Source organism: Amycolatopsis sp. GA6-003, from assembly GCF_046267895.1.
Lineage (GTDB): Bacteria > Actinomycetota > Actinomycetes > Mycobacteriales > Pseudonocardiaceae > Amycolatopsis.
In genome coordinates, this window is the sequence record NZ_CP176499.1 from 601,503 (window position 1) to 622,477 (window position 20,975).

The window sequence follows — 20,975 nt, forward strand, 5'->3', positions numbered from 1 at the left end:
GACGTCGACGCGGCTGGCGATCGTGGTGGTCGTCTCGTACTCCTCAGCTCCGGTCCTGGACGGAGGTGGGCACTGGCAGGTGCAGTGCCAGCTGTCCTTCGGTGGCGACGTCGAGGCGGATCGTCCGGATCGGCTTCAGCGAGCGGAGGTCCTCGCTCATCCGGCCCTCGCCGAGCCGCAGGTCGAGGCCGCGGGGGAACCGCGTGGCGCCCGAGGACAGCAGGTTGATCTGGCTGGTCGTGGAGTGCCAAGCGCCGTCGATCGTGGTGTAGGAGGTCAGGGTCGAGACGTGCTCGCCGGTCCGCCGGGCGGTCTGCTTCGGGGTGGGCGCCGAGAGGGCGAGGTCGAGGCCGCCCTGGTCGTTGGCGACCCGGAAGGAAGTGCGCTGGGGGTCGATGTCGACGTCGAGCCGGGTGACCCACTTGGGGAAGCCGTAGCCGTCGTGCCCGCGCACCTGCGCGATCTCGGTGCTGACCGGAAGCGAGAGCACGTAGGAGTGCAGGGAGTCGTTCTTGAGCCCGGCGACCAGGTCGAGGAAGCCGAGCCCGCCGCCGTGCCGGGCCGGCTTGACGGCGATGCCGACGGCGGCCTCGGTGTAGAAGTCGATGTCGCACACGTCGTACCGGAAGGCCATCGCCGAGACGATCCCGAGCCCCGGGGCGATCTCGAGCGGGTCCAGCTCCTTGGGCAGGCGGGCCCGGATGGCTTTCGCCGGCGCGAGCATCGTGAGCCGGGCCGTGGAGATGCGGTAGTAGAAGTTCGGCGTCAGCGTCGGTCCGATGCGCGAGTCCACGCGGGTTTTCGGCATCCGGCGGAAGAAGTCGACGCTGCTGACCCGCGGGTCCCGCACGACCTCGTCGAGGTCGGTGTCCATCCGGAACCGGTCGTAGAGGCCGCCTTCGGGGACGGTGACCAGACGGCCTCCGAGGTCGACCTCCACGGTCCGGTCGGTCAGCTTGCCGGTCGATGCCATGAGCCCTCTCCTCCGATGTAAGCAGCGTTAACACCGAGGGTCGCACGGCATGTGAGCACTGTCAACAACAGGTGCCGCGGGCCACGCGTCAGGGGCTGACCGACGCGATCGCGAGGAAGGCGCCGCGCACCCGCTCGGCGACCTCCTCGTCCGATGCTGCCTGCAGTTTGCCGTCGAGGTACAGGCAGGCCAGCCCGTGCGCGAGCCCCCAGCCGGCCGACGCCAGAGCCGACGCGTCCGCCTCGGGGAAGACCCGGTCGAGAGCCGCGGCCAGCAGCTGGTGCAGGGCGTCGGCGGCTTTGACCCGCTCGTCGTCCGCGTCGTCGCACGGCTTGCCGAACATCACGCGGAAGAGGGCCGGGCGCCGCAGTGCGAAGGCGACGTAGGCGACCGCGAATTCGGCCAGGTCCGAAAGCGAGGCGGGTGGGCGGCCCTCGTCGCCCAGGTCCGTCAGCAGGTCCCGGAAACCCTCGGCGGCCAATGCGGACTCCAGCGCATCGCGGTCCTTGAAATGGCGGTACGGCGCCGTGGGCGACACGCCGGCCCTGCGCGCGACGGCGCGGAGCGAGAAGGGCTCGCCGGCCTCGAGCATCTCCATCGCGGCCGACAGCAGCGCCGCCCGAAGGTCGCCGTGATGGTAGCCGCCCCTCTCCGAAGTTGACATCGCTTACTTCACCCTTCTACGCTGCGGTTAGCACTGTAAACATAGCGCACTTCCGGAGGAGCCGAGATCCGATGGACCCACGCCCGAACCCGCGCCCCTTCGACGTCGTGCTCTTCGGAGCCACCGGCTTCACCGGCGGACTGACCACCGAGCACCTCGCCGCCCGTCTCCCTTCCGGGGCGAGGCTGGCCCTCGCCGGACGCAACCGGGCCAAGCTGGAGGCCGTCCGCGGCCGTCTCCTCCGGAGCGACCAGCAGCTGGAGGACATCGCGCTCCTCCACGCCGACTCCTCGGATCCTCAGTCCCTGTCCCGCGTCGCCGAGTCCGCCCGGGTCGTGATCACCACGGTCGGCCCGTACCTGGAACACGGCGAACCGCTCGTGGCCGCCTGTGCCGCGGCCGGCACGGACTACGTCGACCTCACCGGCGAGCCCGAGTTCGTCGACCGGATGTACGTCGAGCACCACGCGACGGCCGAGCGGACCGGCGCCCGCCTCGTCCATGCCTGCGGCTTCGACTCGATCCCGCACGATCTCGGCGCGCTCTTCACCGTCCAGCAACTGCCGTCCGGCGTGCCGGTGACCCTCCGGGGAGTGGTCCGCACGAACGCCGCCATCTCCGGCGGCACGCTGCACTCCGGTCTCGGCCAGTTGTCGCGACCGCGTGCCATGCTGCGGGCCGCGTCCGAACGCCGTCGGCTCGAGCCGCGACCGCGGGGACGCCGGGTTCGCGCCCGCATCGGCCGCCCCCATCGCGACCCCGTGCTCGGGACCTGGCTGATCCCGTTGCCCACGATCGACCCCGACGTCGTCCGGCGGTCCGCGCTCGCTCGCCCGGATTACGGGCCCGACTTCGCCTACTCCCACTACATCGGGGCCCGGCGCGTCGCGACCGTCGCCGGCGCGATCGCCGGCTTCGCCGCCGCCCTGACCGCAGTGCAGATCCCGCCCCTGCGCCGCGCCATCGGCCGACGCATCCCGCAAGGCGAGGGCCCATCGGCGGAGCGGCGCGAGCGCGCCTGGTTCACCGTCGACTTCGTCGGCGAGGGCGGTGGCGAGACCGTGCACACCCAGGTCGGCGGCGGAGACCCCGGCTACACCGAGACGGCCAAGATGCTGGCCGAATCGGCGCTGTGCCTCGCCTTCGACGACAACCCGCCCACCGCCGGCCAGGTCACCACCGCGACCGCGATGGGCGAGAACCTGCTGCGCCGGCTCCAGGACGCCGGCATCAGCTTCACCGTGCTCACCTCGACGACGGCGACCCGTGGCGGACGCTGACAAGGGTGGTGCCAGCCCGCCGATCGTCCTCATCTCGCCGGGGATGGCGATCGGCTCCGGCTACTGCCAGCCGCTGGTCGCCGAGTTCGAACGGCGCGGGTGGGCAGGCCCGGGTGCCGCGGCGGCGGGGGTTCGAGCCGACGCGAGGACTGGGCCTACCGCGACGAGATCGACGACATCGCACAGGCAGTCTCCGCGGCGCGGGCAGAGTCGCCCGGGTGGCCAGTTTCTCGGCCCCGGCCTCGGTGGTCGACCGCATCGTCATCCGGTGGCGCGACGCTGCTCGCGACTGAGCGGCCGTCCACACGCCCCCATCACTTCAAGGAGACCCTAATGCAGACCGTTCTCGGCGCCGGCGGACCGATCGCCGACGAGCTAGTGCACGAGCTCTACCGCAACCACACCAAGGACATCCGCCTCGTCAGCCGCAAGCCGTCGCCGGTCAACGACACCGACGAGCTGGTGGCCGCGGACCTCACCGATGCCGAGGCCGCCAGCCATGCGGTCGCGGGCAGCGAGATCGCCTACCTCACCGTCGGCCTGCCCTTGGACTCGCAGCTGTGGGAGCGTCAGTTCCCCGTCATCATGCGCAACGTCATCGACGCCTGCGCCGAACACGGGACGAAGCTCGTCTTCTTCGACAACACCTACATGTATCCCGGAACGGCAGTACCCCAGACCGAGTCGACCGAATTCGCACCGGGCGGCCGCAAGGGGCGGGTCCGCGGCGAGCTCGCCACGATGGTGCTCGAGGCGATCCAGGCGGGCCGGGTCGAGGGCCTCATCGGCCGCGCTCCCGAGTTCTACGGGCCCGGCCGGACCAAGAGCTACACGAATACGCTGGTGTTCGACCGGATCAGGGCGGGCAAGCGGCCGTTCGTCCCGGTCAACGCGCACGCCAAGCGCTCCCTGATCTGGACCCCCGACGCGAGCCGGGCGCTGGCCCTGCTCGGCAACACCCCGGATGCCTACGGCCAGACGTGGCATCTGCCGGTCGACCCGAACCGGCTGTCCTACGCCCAGCTCGTCGAGCTCGCCGCCGAGGCGACCGGCCGCAAGATCGGCTACACGGTGCTGCCGATGCTCGCCTTCCGCCTCGGGCGCCGCTTCGTCAAGCCGCTCGACGAGATGTACGAGCTGCTCGTCCGCTACCGCGACGACAACATTTTCGACAGCTCGAAGTTCGCGGCCCGCTTCCCCGATTTCCGGACCACCGCCTATCGCGAGGGAGTGGAGCGGATCCTCGTCGGCTGACCGCGGCGGTGCGCAGGTCCAGGTAGCCAGTGCCCGGAACTGGCCGTGTTATGTCAGCTCCGGGTGCGGAGTCGGCCGCGCCGCCACCCTGCACCTGCTCGACCAGGGGGTGCGGGTGACCGGAACCGACGCCTGGATATGGGATGCGCCGTTCTCGTTCGCCGCCGAGCGCTACGCCCGCGACCATGACGCCTTCCCGTAATCGGGCCAGACCTCGAGCGAGGCGGGCAAAACTGTCACAGTGAGCAGTGTGCCGGACTTTCGGGCGTTCCCATGGGGCTCGCGGTCGCGCGGAGCTTCTGGAAGCACGCGAGGGCTCGGCAAGCTCGCCGGGTCCCGACACCCCGCACCTTGCTCACCCCGCGCGGTCGGAAGCAGGCCAGACGTAAGGCAGATCCGGCGACACGTCCGGAAACCAACGCCGGTAGTGCGCGGGGTCCTTGCGGACAAGGGCGGCTTGATGGCTGCGGTGCACGTCCGGTTCGCCCAGCCAGGGCGGGAGTTCGCCGGTCCGGGCGAGTTCGGCTTGGCAGCGGGCTTCGGGGATTCCGGCGGCGGCGAGGTCGGCGGCGATGGTGGCGGCGCAGGTGTCCGCGCCGCCTCGTTCGCGCCAGGCGTGGCAGATGTCGATTCCGTACCGAGCGACTGCTTCGGCATATCCGCGCCACATCGCGACGGCCGGGTGGTGTTGCCAGCCGTAGCCGGGCCGGGTGAGGGCTCGCACGACCTGGAGCGCTTCCACTCGTTGTTTGCCGAGGCGGCGACGGTCGAGAACGCGGGCGGTGGCGGCGAAATCGGGATAGGGCAAGAACGTCTGCATCCGTTCGCTCCTCCGGGAGCTCGGTCGGCCGGGAGCGCTGGGCGGACGGCCCGGGTGCGCCGTCGCTTCCCATCGTGCGCTGAGCGCAACGGTCTTGCAACGGGATCAGCGCACGCGCTCGCCGATGACCGCTACAGCGGAGGGGAGATCGCCGACCCACGGGCCGATCCGGTGGGCCAGCGGTGCCCAGCCGGGTCCGGCGAAAACGACCGGCGTGCCTGCCTGCCGCAGCCGGGCGGCGAGCAGGTCGTCTGCCGCGGGCGCCGACCGGGCCCAGAGCACGACGAGTGGCGGGGCCAGTTTCGCGGCGAGATCGACGGTGGCCTCGGCGGGAGCCGCCGGCCCGCAGGAGAGCGCCGGAACGCCGTTTTCCAGCAGGGCCGCGCGCAGTGCCTCGACCGGCAGCGAGTGCCGTTCGGCCGGGCAGCACGCGAGCAGGACCGGCCGCGCACCGGACGGCGGGCGGCCGCGGGAGAACCGTTCGAATGCCTGCGCGATCTCGGCGGCCAGCAGCCATTCGACGCCGAAGCAGCTGTCCCCGGCCTGCCAGCGGTCCCCGAACCGGCGCAGCAGCGGCTGGAAGACCCCGGTCCAGGCCCCGCTGGCGCCCAGATCGGCGATCGTGTCGTCGAGAAGCACCGCGAGCGCGTCCGGCCGCAGGGACTCCGCCGCGCTGGCCAGGTCGTCGATGCGCTCGTCCGCGGGGAGGCCGGCCCGCCGGACGGCGTCCGCGAACGCTGTCGCGGCGGCTTCCCGGGGACGGATGCCGCTCTCGATCAAGCGGCGCATGTGCTGCAGCCGGCGGACGTCGAGATCGGTATACCGGCGCTGCCGGCCGCGGGGCTCCGGGCCGATCCCGTAACGCGCGCTCCAGCTGCGGAGGGTGACCGGAGAGACCCCGAGCAGCTCGGCGACCTTGCCGGGCGGCCAGGCCCCGGCGGTCGTCTCCGCCGTGCGCGCGTCCATCCGCCACCATCCGTTCCCCGCCGCCGGGCCCGCGTCCGGATCCGGCGAACGGCGAGTTTAACGAACTATTTCCGGGGTACCGGCCGCCGTCGCGTCGACATCCCCTTCCCGGCATGCAACGGTTGTGCAACGACGACCCGGAAGGAGCCCGCGATGCCTGATTCCGCTCAGCCCGACCCGGCCACCGTGGCCGCGGCCGGCAAGGTCAGCGAAGCGCTGGAAACCGTCGAACGCGCCCGCGGGCACCTGTACGCGTTCCACCAGCTGACCGGCAGCGCCGACCTCGCCCTCGACGACGCCGTCCGGCTGCTGCGCGAGGCAGGCCATCCCGCGTGGGCCGACCGGATCAGCACCGAGCTCATCGGCCTCAACGTGCTTCCGGACCGCTGGACCTTCCAGGTCCTCGAGGAGTACGACGACGGCTATTACCGGGTCTTCACCACGCTCGAGCGCGACGTGCGCGCGGCACTCACCCACGGCCGCCGGCACCTCGCGGAAGAAAGCATGAAACGCCGCCGCCGCACCGCCGGACGGGCCGGGCACGAACAGGGCGCGCCGACCACCGCGCCAGTCGAAGAAGCGAGTTGACCGAGAGCGTTCTCGACCTGAGAGTCACGGGCATCCGGCGATCGGCCTCGCGACGCCCGGTCGAGCTTGAACGAGCGATGGGTGGGCTTCGCCCAGGTGGGGGCAGTACTCGGCCAACGAGCTGTGGTTGGCCCGTTCGGCCCTCGCGCAAAGCGGTCCGACGAGCAGAATCCTTGCGGCGAAACAGTTCCCCAGGCGCAGTTCCGGGACTCTCCTACAGCCCGCTCGGATACGTCTCGGCCTCCGCCATCGGGACCAGCTCGTCCTCCAGCGGGTGCAAGGGGGTCAGCGCGCTGCTGGAATCGCAGTGCACGAAGGCGTCGTAGCGGCGGGCCGCGACGGTGGGCACGTAGTGGTTGCGGTCGGAGTCCGGGCGGTAGACCACGCCGATCGCGCGGTGGCCGCGAAGCTGGTCGGCCCAGCCGGAAGGCTCGTCCGGAAACAGGAAAAGCGTGTCGTCGTCGGGAACGGCCTCGTGCAGCAGCCCTTCGAGGCTGTTCTCGCGCGCCGGAGGGACCGGTACCCGGCGCGGTGACGCGCCCCAGCGTTCGCCGGCGAGCACCGAACCTCGGTGGGTGCCGAATCCGACCGCCACGACGCCTTCTCGGGCGTGCCGTTCGCGCACCAGCTGGCCGAGGTTGAGCATTCCGGCCGCGGCCATGTCCGTGGCTCGCGCGTCTCCGATGTGGGTGTTGTGCGCCCACACCACGGCTTTGGCGTGGGGGCCGTATGCGCGCACGAGCCGGTCGAGGGTGTCGGCGAGGTGCCGGTCTCGGACGTTCCACGACCGACGGTCGCCGCGCACCAGTTCGCGGTAGTAGCGCTCCGCTCCGGCCACCACCTCGGCGTTCTGCCGGGCGACGAAGCCCGCGTCCAGGCCGAGCGGCGACGAGCCGTCCCTCGCGTGGCGCAGCTCGGCCAGCAGTGCCACGACCTCGTCCTGGCAGCCGTCCGGCACGATCGCGCTGGCGCGCGCGTACTGCTGCGGCTGCTGCGCGTACGGCTCGAAACAGCGCCACGCGGCCAACGCGCGGTTTACCTGTTCCGGGCGATGTTCCCGCAGGTAGTCGAGCACCGCGCGCAATGAGTCCCAGAGGCTGTAGACGTCGAGGCCGTGGAACCCGACCGGCGGGTGCCCGGCGGAGCGGGCCGTGTTGAATTCCCGCAGCCAGCGCGCGAACTCGACGACTTCCTCGTTGGCCCACATCCACCGCGGCCACCGGTCGAACTCCCACAGCACCTGCGCGGGATCCTTCGGGACGCCCGGCGCGCCCGAGACACAGCAGTGCAGCCGGTGGCAATCCGGCCAATCGCCCTCCACCGCGACGAAGGAGAAGCCCTGTTCGGCGATCAGCCGCCGGGTGATTTCCGCGCGCCACCGGTAGAACTCCGAGGTGCCGTGCGACGCTTCGCCGAGCAGCACATAACGAGCGCCGCCGACCCGGTCCAGCAGCGGCTCCAGCTCTCCCGGCTCGTGCAACGGCACCGCCGCCCGGCGAACCTCGTCCACCTCGTCCATCTGGCCCTCTTCCTCGCACGGCGCACTCTCCGGGTATCCGTTGCGCGCCCCCGGCACACCTGCCGCGTCCGGCAGATCTCATCCCTTGCCGTGCTTGGCGGTGTCCCCGGGCCACTGGCCGGTGAGCTTGTCGTAGCCGGTCGCGCCGCCGCGGTCGACAGCCGCCTTGACCAGGCCGAAGATCGCCCCCTGGATCGACGCCGCCAAGAGCACCTCGCCCCAGCCCCGGTCTTTCTGCGTCGGGGTGGGCGCCTTCTTGGTGCCGGAGATCAGCTTCCACACTCGTTCGAACGCCGCGTTGGCGGCCAGACCGCCGAGCACGCCGAACACCATGCCCATCGGCCGGTACATCAGCTTGTTGACGTTCACGTTCACCGTTCCCTTCGCACCAGCTTCCACAACAGCGTCTTCAAGCACTACCCGCGAGCGACCGGGGGTATGCGCGGTTTGGCGTCCGACACAAGTGCTGACACGGGCGTCTCCCCCGCGTCTGAGCCGTGACAGCCGCGTGTCCGCCTGCCAGGCGAATGTGGTCCCCACGAACCACTGAGCCAGCCGAGGAGACCGAAAATGTCCGCTTTCCCTACCCCGAACCCCATCACCGCCGCCCTCACCACCGCCGGCGCCCGCGTCCGGATCAGCGCGGGCGAGCACGCCGAGACCGTCGTGCGAGTGCAGCCCGTCGACGCGGCCAACTCCATCGACGTGAAGGTCGCCGAGAAGACCAAGGTCGAGTTCGCCGACGGCGTGCTGGCCGTCAAGACGACCAAGTCCGGCCGCCAGACCGGCTCCGTCGAGATCGCGATCGAACTGCCCGCCGGGTCCAAGCTCGTCCTCAACACCGCGTGGACCGAGGTGCGGGCGGACGGCCGCCTCGGCGACTGCGAGGTCAACATCGGCTCCGGCCAGGTGCAGCTCGACCGGGTCGCGGCGCTGCGCGGCAACCTCGGCGCGGGCGCGCTCGCGGTCGGGCACGTCGCGGGCGACGCGGTCATCGAGGGCAGCACGGCGGGCCTGCGGATTGGCGAGGCCGACGGCGAGGTCCGCTACCAGGGCACCGGCGGCGAGGTCTGGATCGGCCACGCCCGGTCCGACGTCGATCTCGGCGGGTCGAACGGCAGCTTCGACATCGGCACCGCCGACGGCAGCGTCGTCGCCAAGGCCGCGCACTGTCCAATCCGGATCGGGCGGGTCATGCGCGGCCAGGTGGAGCTGTCGAACGCGGCCGGCGGGATCGAGGTCGGCGTCAGCGCGGACATCGCCGCCGACGTGGACGCGAAGAGCACGAAGGGCGCAGTGCGCAGCACACTCGGCACGCCGGATCGTCCCCGCGGCACGCTCAAGGTCCACGCTCGTACGCGGCACGACGACATCGTCCTCTATTCCGCTGCCTGACCACCCGATCGGATGGCAGGATCGGGCGGGTGCAGATCAAGATCCTGGGTCCGTTCGAGGTCCGCGACGGCGACGTGGCCGACGTTCCGGGCGCGCGGCTGCGCGGACTTCTCGTCGCCCTCGCGCTCCGGCCGGGCCAGGTCGTCCCGAAGGCGGCGCTGATCGACTGGATCTGGGGCGAGCATCCGCCGGCGGACGCCGCGAATGCCTTGCAACGCCTGGTTTCCCGGCTGCGCAAGGCATTGCCGGGCGCGGTAGTCGAAGGGGTGACCGACGGGTACCGGCTGGCGATCGAGGCGGACGCAGTCGACGCGGTGCGCTTCGAGCGGCTCGTCGCCCAGGCCCGGGAAGACCGCGGGCCTGGGCGGCTGCGCGAAGCGCTGGAGTTGTGGCGTGGTCCGGCGATGCAGGACGTCGGCTTGCAGGACAGCGAGGCGTTCGAAGCGGCGGCCACGCGGCTGGAAGCCTTGCGGTTGGCGGCGTTGGAAGACCGGTTCGAAGCGGAGCTCGACCTCGGGCGCGGCGCGGACCTCGTCTCGGAGCTGACCGACCTCGTCGCCGCGCATCCGGTGCGGGAAAGGCTCGTGGGCGCGCTGATGCGAGCGCTCGCCGCCGCGGGCCGCAATACCGAGGCGCTGCAAGCGTTTCAGCGCATCAGGGAAACGCTGGCCGACGAGTTGGGCGCCGACCCGTCGCCCGAACTGTCCGCGTTGCACGTCGCGTTGCTGCGCGGCGAGGTCGGACGGCGCGAAGAGAACCGCAAGACCAACCTGCGCGCCGAGTTCACCAGCTACGTCGGCAGAGAAGCCGATGTCGCCGCAGTCCGCGATCTGGTGTCCCGCCATCGGCTCACCACCCTGACCGGACCCGGCGGCTCCGGAAAGACCAGGCTCGCCACGGAAACCGCCCGCACGCTGGTCGACGGCCTGCACCACGGCGCGTGGCTGGTGGAGCTGGCCGCCGTCGGGAGCGGCGACGACGTCGCGCAGGCCACGCTGTCCGGGCTCGGCCTGCGCGACGCCCTGCTCGGCGAAGCGTCGTCCTCCGACCCGGTGGAGCGGCTGGTCTCCGCGATCCGCGACCGCGAAACCTTGCTGGTGCTGGACAACTGCGAGCACGTCATCGAGTCCGCGGCCGCCCTCGCGCACCGGCTGCTCGGCGAGTGCCGCGGATTGCGGATTCTCGCGACGAGCCGTGAACCGCTGGGGATCACCGGAGAAGCGTTGTGGCCGGTCGAGCCGCTCCCCCGGACCGAGGCCGTCCAGCTGCTGCGGGACCGGGCGACGGCGGGCCGGCAGGACCTCGCCGACGACCGGACGCTGTCTCGGATCTGCACCGCGCTGGACGGGATGCCGCTCGCGATCGAACTGGCCGCGGTCCGGCTCCGCACGATGTCCGCCGAGCAGCTCGCGGACCGCCTCGACAACCGGTTCCGGCTGCTGACCGGCGGCAGCCGCACCGCGCTGCCCCGGCACCGGACGCTGCGCGCGATGGTCGACTGGAGCTGGGAACTGCTCAGCGACGGCGAACGGCTCGTGCTGAGCAGGCTCTCGGTGTTCGCCGGCGGCGCGAGCCTGGAGGCGGCGGAGCGGGTCTGCGCGGGAGAGCTGGTCGACGAGTACGAAGTGCTCGACCTGCTCGCCGCGCTGAGCGACAAGTCCCTGCTCGTCGCGTTCGGCGAAGGCGCGCCGCGCTACCGGATGCTCGGCACGATCAAGGAGTACGGCGCCGCCCGGCTCGCCGAAGCCGGGGAGACCGAGCTGGCCCGGCAGGCGCATCTCGCGTACTTCACCGAACTGGCCGAAAACGCCGAACCCCGCCTGCGCCGCGGCGAGCAATTGGAGTGGCTCGCCGTCCTCAACGCAGAGCACGACAATCTCGTCTCGGCGATGCGCGGCGCGCTCGCGGCCGGAGATGCGCACGCCGCGATGCGGCTCGCGGCGGCCTGCGGCTGGTACTGGTGGCTGGTGGGCCGCAAGGCCGAGGGCATGGAGCTGATCGCCGCCGCGATCGCCACCCCCGGCGAGGTCCCCGACGACATCAGGGCCATCGTGTACGCCCTGACCTCGATGTTCGTCACCTCCGGCCCCGGCGACATGCCCGAAGCCGCGAAGTGGATCCACCAGGCGTACGAACTCGGCGAGCACGGCCGGCACCGGCACGCGGCGCTGCGGCTGGTGGTGCCGCTGGAGATGATGCTCGGCGACCCGGACGCGCTGCAGCCGGCCTGGGAGTCGCTGCTGGACGACGAGGACCCGTGGGTGCGCGCGCTGTCCCGGCTGCATCTCGGGAAGCTGCGGATGATGCTCGGCCAGGACTGCGAATCCTGGTTCGACGAAGCCTTGGTCGAGTTCCGGGTGCTCGGGGAACGGTTCGGCATCTCGTTCGCGCAGACCGAACTCGCCGGCTGCCTCGCCATGCGCGGCGAGTTCGCCGAGGCCAACGAACACTTCGAGCAGGCGGTCTCGGTCGTCGCGGAACTGGACGCGCTGGACGACGTCGCCCAGCTGCGCATGCGGCAAGCCCGGCTGCATTGGCTCGCGGGAGACCAGGACGCCTGCGCCGCCGCGGTCGCCGAAGCGGAACGGCTCGCGGAAGGCGTCACCTGGCCCGGGACGCTGGCCTCGCTCGCCTTGGTGCGCGCGGAACTGGCCCGGTGGAACGGAAACGCGCAGGAGGCCTTCGACCAGTTCGGCCACGCGATGAGCCTGCTGGGCGAGGAAGCGAAGCAACCGCATCTGCGAGCCGTGGCCCACGACCTGCACGCCTGGTTCGCCGCCGACCTCGACGAGGCGCGCGAACACCGTGCCGCCGCCTGCCGTGCCGCGGAGGAAACCGGACGCGCGCCGGAAATCGCGCGGGCGGTCGTCGGGGTCGCCGACCTGGCGCTGCGGCGCGCGCAATACGACCACGCCGCACGGCTGCTCGCGGCGAGCACGCGGGTGCTCGGCCGGAAAGACCTGTCCAACCCGGATGTAGTGCGGATCGAGCAGGAAGCGCGCCGCCACCTCGGCGACGAAGCATTCGCCCAGGCCGCTCGGGAAGGCGCGGCGGGGGTGTGGACCGAGCTGGTGACGGTGCCGCTGACGCGGGTCTGATCCCGTGTCAGCGCCGTGACGGCTTCGTGTCTGGCCTCCCGGCGATCGTGGTGACACCAAGCCACCACGAAAGGATTTCCGATGAGCCAGCAGCTTTCCCCGCTCGACGGCCTGCCGATGGACCGCGACGCCGGCCCGTTCGACCCGCCCGCCGCGATCACCGCCCTGCGCGAGACCCGCCCGGTCAGCCCGATGCGCTTCCCGGACGGCCACGAGGGCTGGCTGATCACCGGATACGACGCGGTGCGCCAGGTCATGTCCGACGCCCGGTTCAGCAGCCGCCAGGACCTCGGCGTGGTCCACGTGCCGTACGAGACGCCGGGAATGCCGGTCGCCACCGAGCCGTCGCCGCAGATCCCCGGCCTGTTCATCAGCATGGACGCCCCCGACCACACCCGGTTGCGACGCAAGCTCACCGGCGCGTTCACCGTCAAGCGGATGAAGCAGCTCGAGGACGGCATCGTCGCGATCACCGAACAGCAGCTGGACGCGGTCGCGAAGCTCCCGCAGCCGGTGGACCTCGTACGGGAGTTCGCGCTGCCGGTGCCGTCGCTGGTGATCTGCGAACTGCTCGGCGTCCCCTACGCCGACCGCGAGACCTTCCAGTCGAACTCGTCGAAGTTCATGGAACGGGACGTGAACCTCGAAGACAAGATGGCCGCGTTCGGCGCGATGATGGGCTACCTGGGCCAGCTGTGCACGGACAAGCGCGCCGAGCCCGGCGAGGACATCCTGTCCGACCTCGCCCGCGACGAGGACCTGAGCATCGAAGAACTGACCGGCATGGCGTTCCTGCTGCTGCTGGCCGGACACGAGACCACCGCGAACATGCTGTCGCTGGGTGCCTTCGCGCTGCTGGAAAACCCCGCGCAGCTAGCCGAACTGCGCGCCGATCCGACGTTGTTCCCGAACGCGGTGGAGGAGCTGATGCGCTACCTGTCGGTGGCTGACATCTTTTACCGCTACGCGACCGAGGACGTGGAACTCGGCGGGGAGACGATTCCGGCCGGTTCGACGGTGGTCGTGTCGCTGCTGGCGGCGAACCGCGATCCGCGGCATTTCGAGAACCCGGACACGATCGACCTGCACCGCAAGGTCCGCGGACAGGTCGCGTTCGGGCACGGGATCCACCAGTGCCTGGGACAGCAACTGGCCCGGATCGAAATGCGCGTCGGGTTCGAGGGATTGCTGCGCCGCTTCCCCGGCCTGCGGCTGGCGGTTCCGGCTGGGGAGGTGCCGTTGCGGACGAACATGAACATTTACGGGGTGCATGAGCTTCTGGTTGCCTGGTCCTGACCGTCCACTTTGGAGTTCAGGAGCGTCCTCCCGGTGCGACGCGCGGGCAGCGGCAGCTACCACAGCAACCGGATCCTCAGCGCCGATCGTGGACAGCCGACGCGATCACCCGCGCAGTGCCGGGCCGATCCAGCGGCGCACCATCGCCCGCAGTTCGTCGTCTGTCGCCGGGGGCGTCGACGGGTACTGCAGGAACGACATGAACAGCCGCATCAAGATCTCGGCCAGTTCCTGGAGTTCCTCGTCGGTGCGCACCCCGGCGGCGGACCAGTCCACCTCGGTGTCGCGCAGGATTCGCGCGCCCAGGGAGAAGGACGGCGGCGTCGCGGTTCCGGCGGTGAAATAGTCGGCTTCCCCGGCCTGCAGGAGAAGTCCGAGATATGGCTCGTCGGGCAGGCTGCGGACGGCGAAGACGACGGATTCCACGGCGACCTCGACCGGGCTGTCGAAGGTGGCCAGGTGCGCCCGCATCCGTTCGGCGAACTCCTGGGCTCCCGCGTGGGCGACGGCGCGCAGGATTTCGGCCAGGCTGGGGAAATAGCGGTAGACGGTCTGCCGGGTCACGCCCGCTTCCGCGGCGACGTGGGAGAGGTTGGTCTTGGCCAGCCCGGCGCGGTCGATGCACGCGATCGCCGCCTTCACGATCCGGCGGCGTGCCTCGTCCTCGGCGCCGGGCGGGTCGCCCTGCCATCCGTGGTACCCCATGGCGCCTATCGTCGCAGACGGGGACCGCGGGTCAGCGGCGGACGGCTCGTTGCGCGGCCAGCAGCAGACCGGCGGCGGCGAAGCACGCGAGCGCGTACGGGCCGCTTCCGATCGGGGAACCGGCACTGGTGACGCCGTCCCGGGCGGCGAGGTAGGCAGGCAGTGCGCCGATCCAGAACACCGCCATTCCGCCCAGGTAGAGGGCCGGGTAGTACCGGCCGAAGGACGAAAGCGGCTCGTCGACGCGAGCGGCGGAGCGCAGCTGTGCCACGACGATCCACGCGCCGCCCAGCCAGACGAGGGCCAGTTCCGTGCCCAGCACCCACGCCTGCCCGGTGCGGTTGCCGTCTAACAGGCTCGCCGGGAGCCCGGCGACCGCCATGGTGAACGGGGTGAGGACGCCCGCGGCGAGGACTCGGGGCACCAGCCGCCAGCCTCGGCGCGGCGGGTTGCCGGCGAAACGGACCACCAGGTAGGTCATGGCCGCCATCGAGACCGAGGCGAACAGCAGCATGCTGGTCATCGGAACCGCGGCCAGCGCGGGCTGGTTGACGATGCGGTTCGCCGGATTCCACGCCCACCACTTCAGCTGCGGGCCGACCTGGTCGAACACCTCGTAGAAGACCTGGCAGGCGAACGCGACCGCGACCGACCCGGCGAGCGGGCCGCGGCGGCGGAAGATCCCCAGCGACCGCACGAGTTCGTAGGCGAGCTGGCTGATCACCGGGTAGAACGCCACGATGTAAAGCGGCAGCCGGTCCCCCATGAACTGCACGGTGAACCGGTTGTGCGCGAAGATGAATCCGTACAGCCGGTCGAGCCCGAACCATTCGGGAAAATACAGCGGCGGTTCGGTGACGACGAGATAGACCAGCGAAGCCCACCACAGCGCCAGGTTGACCGGATCCCCCGCGCGGTAGCGGCGCACGGCGTGCCACAGCGCGAAAACGGCGCCGCCGACGATCAGCACTTCCAGCAGCGGCATCGTCCAGTGCGCCAGGTCCCACGGCGCCCGGACCGAGACCACCGGGCTGACCTGGTGGCAGTCGAAGCCGAGCTGCCGGGTGACCTCCGCCGCCTCCGGCCCGCAGGCGGCGCTCATCCCGCGACCGCGGCCGGCGAATAGTCCGTGGCGGGCGGCTCGGCCTGCGGGTCGAAGCCGAACGGCACCCGGTGCCTGCCCAGCACGGAGCGGACGCGGATTGCGCATCATCTCGCCCAGCGACTCGTCGAGGTTGAACACCTTGGCGAAATGCTCGTCGACGACGTCGTCCTCCCGGGCGGCGCCGACGATCAGGCTGAACGCCGGCGCGGAAACGGCGGCAAGCAGACGGCGTTGCCACTTGGGCAGCCGTTCAGTGCCCTCCGCGCACTCGTAACCCCGGTCGCGGGCCATCGCCAGGGTCCACGGCACTTCGAGCAGACGGCGTTGCGCCCGCAGGAATCGCGCGCTGAAACCCGCGTCGAGACTGGTCGCGCGGGCCAGTTGCTCGCGCAGCAGCAGCGCGGAACTCGACGCGGAACTGATGCCCTGGGCGTAGAACGGATTGAACGCGCAGATCGAGTCGCCGACGAACGCCAGGCCTCGCGGCGGGTTCGCCCAGCGGTCGTAGCGCCGCCACCGGTTGCCGGTGGACCGGGTCAGGTGCACCTCCGAGGCCGGAGTGCACCGGTCCATCGCCGCGGCGAAGAGCGGCGTCCGCGTCCGCCGGGCCGAGGCCACGAAGGCGTCGGCCGTCCGCGGCATTTCCAGGCCCCACGAGCCCATGCACGCGATGACCCGGTCGCCCTCGATCGGGAAGAAGTTCACCAGGAACTCGTGCTCGGCGGGATGCCGGCCGCGGTCCTGGGTCGGCATCAGCACCAGATGCCGCCACCACCAGGACGCCGGGCGGCTCTCCGGCGGGGGCAGTTCGTACCAGCGCGACGTGTAGGTGACCTTGGCGTCGAGGGTCCGCACCTCCGGTTCCGGCCAGCCCGCCGCCACCAGCCAGTTCGCGACGGACGAACCGCGGCCCATCGCGTCCACGACGAAGTCGGCGTCCAGCCGCTCCTCGCCGCCGGGCGCGGCGATCTCGACTCCGGTGACCGCGCCGCCCGCGGTGGCCAGCCCGCGCACCGCGACCCGCTCTCGAAGGTCCACATTGGACAGCTCGCGCACCTTGTCCCGCAGCACGCGCTCGATGAGCACGCGCGAGCTGTAGACCATCGTCATCGCACTGCGCTTGCGCGCCGACCAGCCCTCCCGGTCCAGGTAGGCGGCGTCCATCGACGGCATCAGGTGCAGCCCGCCCGCCGCGACGAGGTCGTCCTCGAAGCCCGGGAAGAGCGCGGTGATCGCCCGGCGGCCCGAGTTCAGCAGGAAGTGCGGGTGCTTGCTCTGCGGCACGCCGCGCCGGTGCTCGGCCCCCTCCGGAAGTACGTCCCGCTCCAGCACGAGCACCCGCTCGAAGTACGGGGACAGCGCGCCGGCCGTGCACAGGCCCGCGACGCTTCCGCCGAGGACGACCGCGGTCTTGCCGAGCTTCATCCGAACCAGCTCCGCTCGTCGATCATACAAAGTTGGAGATAATGTATGAATGACGAGCCGGTGTGTCAATCGGCTCGGCTCACTCGCGGCCGGCCGCGTGCGCCAGCCGCCCGTCCTGGTACACCGCGAGGATCCGCTTGCCCACGTCCCGCACGTCGAGAGGATCGCCGTCCACGACAACGAGATCGGCGCGCTTGCCGGGAGTCAGCGAGCCCAGCTCCGAGCCGAGGCCCATCAGGTTCGCCGCGGACAGCGTCGCGGCGTGCAACGCGTCGGCCGGACGCATGCCCTGTTCGACGAGAAGCTCCAGTTCCAGCAGGTTCTCCCCGTGCGGGTACAGCGGCGCGTCAGTGCCCATCGCGATCGGGACGCCTGCCTCGATCGCGCGCCGGACGCTGCTTTCGGTGCGTTCCTTGATCTTCTCCACGATGTGGTCGGGATATCCGGCCCCGGCCTCGACCGCCTGCCGGAGACCGACTCCGGCGCTGAGAGTCGGGACCAGCCAGGTGCCCCGCTCGGCCATCATCTCGAGCGTTTCGTCGTCCAGGAAGTGGCCGTGTTCGATCGAGCGGACCCCGTTGCGGACGGCGGCCTTCGCGCCGTCGCCGTGCGCGTGGGCCATGACGTGCAGTCCCGCCGCCGCGGCCTCGGTCACCATCATGGCGATCTCGTCGTCCCGGAAGTGCGCGATCTTCGGCCCGGCGCCGCCGGACACGACTCCCCCGCTGGTCGCGGCCTTGATGACGTCGGCTCCGGCGCGGACGAGCTCCCGGACCTTGCGGCGGATCTCCTCCGGGCCGTCCACCACCACGGGCGGGCGGCCCGGGTGCGGCGGCAGCAGGTCCACCACGCAGGTCGAGGGCCACCACGGATCGCCGTGCCCGCCGGTCTGGCTCAGCATGTTCAGCGAAATCCGCATGCGCGGCCCGGCGATCAGGCCGCGTTCCTGCGCCACGCGCATCCCGAGGTCGGCGCCCGCGGCGTCGCGGACGGTGGTGACGCCCGCGGCCAGCGTCCGCGCCATGTTCCGCGCGCCTTCGTAGAACTGGAGCGAGAACGGCTGCTGCACGCTCTCGAACAGGTCCGAACTCGTCATCGTGAGGTGCACGTGGCAGTCGATCAGCCCGGGCAGCACTCCCCGGCCGGTGCAGTCGACCTCCTCGTCGCCGTCGAGGCCGGTCCCGACGTCGACGATCCGGCCGTCCTCCACCGCCACGTCCGCCGGATCCGCACAGCGGGACTCCGCGTCGAACAAGGTCCCGCCCCGGAAAACGACGCGCTTCACCGGCCCGCCGCCGCTTGCTCGTGGTCCATTGTGGACTCCCTTCTCGTTGCTTGCCGCCGGATGAGCGGAGCCAGCGCGAACAGCAGCAGGGCCAGCACGACCGCGCCCGCGCCGAGCGCGCCGAAGTAGCCCGCCGCCGAACGGGCGTCGTAGAACTTCACCAGCTGGGCGCCGATGCCTTGCCCGGCTGCGTTCGACGACAGCCACAACCCCATCGTCTGCGTCGCGAACGCCGCCGGTGCGAGCTTCGTCGTCGCGGACAGCCCGATCGGCGAGAGGCACATTTCGCCGACGGTGACCACCGCGAGACTTCCGGCCAGCCACAACGGATTCGTCTGCCCCGGATGCGCGGCCGGGACCACCAGCAGCAGGTACGAAAGACCGGCGATCGCCAGTCCCGCGGCGAATTTGTGCGCCGTTGACGGCGACCGGGGCGAACGGTCCAGCCGCAGCCACAGCATCGCGAACAGCGGGGTGAGCACGATCAGGACCAGCGAGCCGACCGACTGGAACCACGACGCCGGGATCGCGAACCCGAACGCGTCGAGATCGGTGCTTTCGCCCGCGTATTGCGCGATCACGGTCGCGCCCTGCTCCTGGATGCACCAGAACGCGACTGCCGCGACGAACATCGGAACGTAGGCGCGCACCCGGGCGCGCTCGGCCGCGGTGGTGCGCGGACTGCGCAGCATGACCGTGAAATAGCCGACCGGAAGCGCGATCGCCAGCACGCTGATGAGGTTGACGGCGACGTCGGCGTCGAGAACTCCGGTGCTGGCGGCCGCCGCGCCCAGCACGGCCAGCAGGGCGATTCCGGCGATCGCCGCGACCAGCCGCGGCCGCGGGATCTCGGCCAGCCGCAACGGGTTTTTCGGCCGGCTGCTCGCTGGGCTGAGCCGCCGCTGCGTCCGGAGGTAGACCAGGAGGCCGACCGCCATGCCGACCGCGGCGATCCCGAACCCGGCGTGGTAGTCGTAATCTTGGCCGACGGTGCCGACGACCAGCGGGGCGGCCACCGCGCCGACGCTGATGCCCATGTAGTAGATGCTGAACCCGGAGTCGCGCCGCGGATCGTCGGCCGCGTAGAGGTCGCCGACCGAGGAAGAAATCGACGGCTTCAGCAGTCCCGTCCCGGCGGCGATGAAGACCATCGAAGCGAACAGCGCGCCGGCGCCAGCCGGGACGGCCAGGCAAACGTGCCCGCACATGATCAGGACACCGCCGACCAGGGTGGTCTTGCGGTCGCCGAGCAGCCGGTCGCTGATCCAGCCGCCCAGGATCGCCGCCAGGTAGATCGCCGAACCGTAGACCGCGATCATCGGTTTCGCGCTCTCCGGCCGGAGGCCGAGTCCGCCGTCGGACAGCCGGTCGGTCATGTAGTAGAGCAGCAGCGCGCGCATGCCGTAGTAGGAGAACCGTTCCCACGCCTCGGCGAAGAACAGCCCCACCAGGCCGCGGGGCTGACCGAAGAACGCCCGTTCCGTCCCCATGCCCACCCGCACCTTCCGCGTCGACCGCCGCTCCGATGGGAGCAGACGGTACCTCTGCCAGATAGGCGGAGCAATAGACGATTCGACTGTATGATCTCTGAATAGCCGTCGCTTCGTCTGCGTTGTTGCGGTTGGATAAGCGGATTCGCCGATCGAGGCGGGATCGGCTAGGTTCTTCCCGTGCGAGGGAACACCGACGACGTGGACGACCTGCTGATCCGGGCTCTGCAGGAGGACGGGCGCGCGTCGTTCGAAACGCTGGCCCGGCTGGTCGGGCTCGCCCGCTCCACCACCAAGGCGCGGGTGCAGCGGCTGATCGACGAGGGCGGGCTCCGGCTGGTCGGCGCGATCCATCCGGCGGTGTTCGGGCTCCATCAGCTCGGGCACGTGATCGTCGAGACCGACGGCGCCGCCCGCCCGGTCGCCGAGCGGATCGCGGCGCTCGGCGAAACCTCGTTCGTCACCACGACCGCGGGCCGGTTCGCGGTCACCGCCGAACTGCGGGCCGCCGACCTGGAATCCTTCGCCCGGGGTCTCGCGCGCGTGCAGGCCGTTCCGGGCGTCCGGGCGGTGCAGACGATCACGTATCTGCGTGTCTGGAAAGACCCGTATTTTCCGCCGGGGCCGCTGGAAAGCCCGGGGCCGCTCGCCGGCCTCGAACTGGACGGCGTCGATCACACGCTGCTGGCCCAGCTGCGCGATGACGGCCGCGCGTCGTTCGCCGAACTGGCGAAAGCGACCGGGCTGTCGCCGGGAGCCGCGCGCGCCCGGGTGCTCCGGCTGATCGAGTCCGGCGTCGTCCACATTGGAGCGTTGGTGCGGCTCAGCCGTTCGACGCGCACGCACACCGTCGGTTTCGCGGTGCACACGACCGGCGATGCCGAACCGGTGGCCCGGCGGATCGCGGAGTTCGAGAACATCGACTGCTTCGCGACCGGAGTGGGATGGTGCAACGGAATCGGCAGCATTCAGGCACAGTCGCTCGACGAGGTGCTGGACACGCTCGAACGACTGCGGGAGCTGCCGGGCGTGCGCGCTGTCGAGTCCTGGAGCCACTTGCGGGCGGTCAAGGAGGAGAACGACCGCCCGCTCGCGAACGAGAAATAGGCCCG

Annotated in this window: 17 protein-coding genes and 1 pseudogene; 7 read left to right on the forward strand and 11 right to left on the reverse strand. The window is 71.0% G+C overall.

All coding sequences use genetic code 11. The features are described 5' to 3' along the window. Positions 1 to 43: 43 nt before the first annotated feature. Both F9C12_RS02850 and F9C12_RS02855 read right to left on the reverse strand, forming a co-directional pair. On the reverse strand, positions 44 to 973 hold the full coding sequence (locus F9C12_RS02850; protein WP_409464628.1) for an acetoacetate decarboxylase family protein: 930 nt from the start codon (positions 971 to 973) through the stop codon (positions 44 to 46). A gap of 88 nt (positions 974 to 1,061) precedes the next feature. Then, on the reverse strand, positions 1,062 to 1,637 hold the full coding sequence (locus F9C12_RS02855; protein ID WP_409464629.1) for a TetR/AcrR family transcriptional regulator: 576 nt from the start codon (positions 1,635 to 1,637) through the stop codon (positions 1,062 to 1,064). Between the two features lie 71 nt (positions 1,638 to 1,708). Between F9C12_RS02855 and F9C12_RS02860 the strand changes: the two genes are divergently transcribed. Then, positions 1,709 to 2,917 carry a saccharopine dehydrogenase family protein gene (locus tag F9C12_RS02860; protein ID WP_409464630.1) on the forward strand — a complete coding sequence of 403 codons (1,209 nt, stop codon included), beginning with the start codon at positions 1,709 to 1,711 and terminating at the stop codon, positions 2,915 to 2,917. A 333-nt stretch (positions 2,918 to 3,250) separates the two neighbouring features. Then, positions 3,251 to 4,171, forward strand: coding sequence for an NAD-dependent epimerase/dehydratase family protein (locus tag F9C12_RS02865; RefSeq protein ID WP_409464631.1), 921 nt, complete (start codon positions 3,251 to 3,253; stop codon positions 4,169 to 4,171). Between the two features lie 355 nt (positions 4,172 to 4,526). Here the strand turns inward: F9C12_RS02865 and F9C12_RS02870 are convergent, their stop codons facing one another. Together F9C12_RS02870 and F9C12_RS02875 are read right to left on the reverse strand one after the other, a co-directional pair. Beyond that, the gene (locus F9C12_RS02870) at positions 4,527 to 4,991 is read right to left on the reverse strand and encodes an MSMEG_6728 family protein (RefSeq protein ID WP_409180421.1); all 465 of its coding nucleotides are present in this window, start codon (positions 4,989 to 4,991) and stop codon (positions 4,527 to 4,529) included. 105 nt (positions 4,992 to 5,096) lie between these two features. Then, a complete protein-coding gene (locus tag F9C12_RS02875; RefSeq protein WP_409464632.1) occupies positions 5,097 to 5,957 on the reverse strand; it encodes a MerR family transcriptional regulator in 861 nt (286 codons plus the stop codon). A gap of 153 nt (positions 5,958 to 6,110) precedes the next feature. Between F9C12_RS02875 and F9C12_RS02880 the strand changes: the two genes are divergently transcribed. Next, entirely contained in the window at positions 6,111 to 6,545 is a 435-nt protein-coding gene (locus tag F9C12_RS02880; protein WP_409464633.1) for a hypothetical protein, read from the forward strand. Positions 6,546 to 6,759: 214 nt separating this feature from the next. Here F9C12_RS02880 and F9C12_RS02885 read toward each other — a convergent pair whose 3' ends face one another. After that, positions 6,760 to 8,064, reverse strand: coding sequence for an erythromycin esterase family protein (locus tag F9C12_RS02885; protein ID WP_409464634.1), 1,305 nt, complete (start codon positions 8,062 to 8,064; stop codon positions 6,760 to 6,762). A 78-nt stretch (positions 8,065 to 8,142) separates the two neighbouring features. After that, the gene (locus tag F9C12_RS02890; RefSeq protein ID WP_409180425.1) at positions 8,143 to 8,433 is read right to left on the reverse strand and encodes a DUF4235 domain-containing protein; all 291 of its coding nucleotides are present in this window, start codon (positions 8,431 to 8,433) and stop codon (positions 8,143 to 8,145) included. 201 nt (positions 8,434 to 8,634) lie between these two features. Between F9C12_RS02890 and F9C12_RS02895 the strand changes: the two genes are divergently transcribed. From F9C12_RS02895 to F9C12_RS02905, 3 genes are all read left to right on the forward strand, one after another. Next, positions 8,635 to 9,459 (forward strand): hypothetical protein, encoded by an 825-nt coding sequence (locus tag F9C12_RS02895; RefSeq protein WP_409464635.1) that lies wholly within the window; start codon positions 8,635 to 8,637, stop codon positions 9,457 to 9,459. Between the two features lie 29 nt (positions 9,460 to 9,488). After that, positions 9,489 to 12,557 carry a BTAD domain-containing putative transcriptional regulator gene (locus tag F9C12_RS02900; RefSeq protein WP_409464636.1) on the forward strand — a complete coding sequence of 1,023 codons (3,069 nt, stop codon included), beginning with the start codon at positions 9,489 to 9,491 and terminating at the stop codon, positions 12,555 to 12,557. Positions 12,558 to 12,638: 81 nt separating this feature from the next. Then, positions 12,639 to 13,853, forward strand: coding sequence for a cytochrome P450 (locus F9C12_RS02905; protein WP_409464637.1), 1,215 nt, complete (start codon positions 12,639 to 12,641; stop codon positions 13,851 to 13,853). Between the two features lie 105 nt (positions 13,854 to 13,958). On the opposite strand, the gene F9C12_RS02910 is transcribed toward F9C12_RS02905, so the two are convergent. From F9C12_RS02910 to F9C12_RS02930, 5 genes and pseudogenes are all read right to left on the reverse strand, one after another. Then, positions 13,959 to 14,558: a TetR/AcrR family transcriptional regulator gene (locus tag F9C12_RS02910; RefSeq protein WP_409464638.1), complete on the reverse strand. Its 600-nt coding sequence runs from the start codon at positions 14,556 to 14,558 to the stop codon at positions 13,959 to 13,961. Between the two features lie 31 nt (positions 14,559 to 14,589). Then, entirely contained in the window at positions 14,590 to 15,660 is a 1,071-nt protein-coding gene (locus tag F9C12_RS02915; RefSeq protein WP_409464639.1) for a hypothetical protein, read from the reverse strand. Beyond that, positions 15,657 to 17,088: pseudogene (locus F9C12_RS02920) on the reverse strand (FAD-dependent oxidoreductase). Before F9C12_RS02920 ends, F9C12_RS02915 begins: the two are co-directional and overlap by 4 nt. 79 nt (positions 17,089 to 17,167) lie before the next feature. Next, on the reverse strand, positions 17,168 to 18,373 hold the full coding sequence (locus tag F9C12_RS02925) for an amidohydrolase family protein (protein ID WP_409464640.1): 1,206 nt from the start codon (positions 18,371 to 18,373) through the stop codon (positions 17,168 to 17,170). Then, entirely contained in the window at positions 18,370 to 19,863 is a 1,494-nt protein-coding gene (locus tag F9C12_RS02930) for a peptide MFS transporter (RefSeq protein WP_409464641.1), read from the reverse strand. Before F9C12_RS02930 ends, F9C12_RS02925 begins: the two co-directional genes overlap by 4 nt. 180 nt (positions 19,864 to 20,043) lie before the next feature. On the opposite strand from F9C12_RS02930, the gene F9C12_RS02935 reads away from it, so the two are divergent. Continuing rightward, on the forward strand, positions 20,044 to 20,970 hold the full coding sequence (locus F9C12_RS02935) for an Lrp/AsnC family transcriptional regulator (RefSeq protein WP_409464642.1): 927 nt from the start codon (positions 20,044 to 20,046) through the stop codon (positions 20,968 to 20,970). Positions 20,971 to 20,975 lie beyond the last annotated feature (5 nt).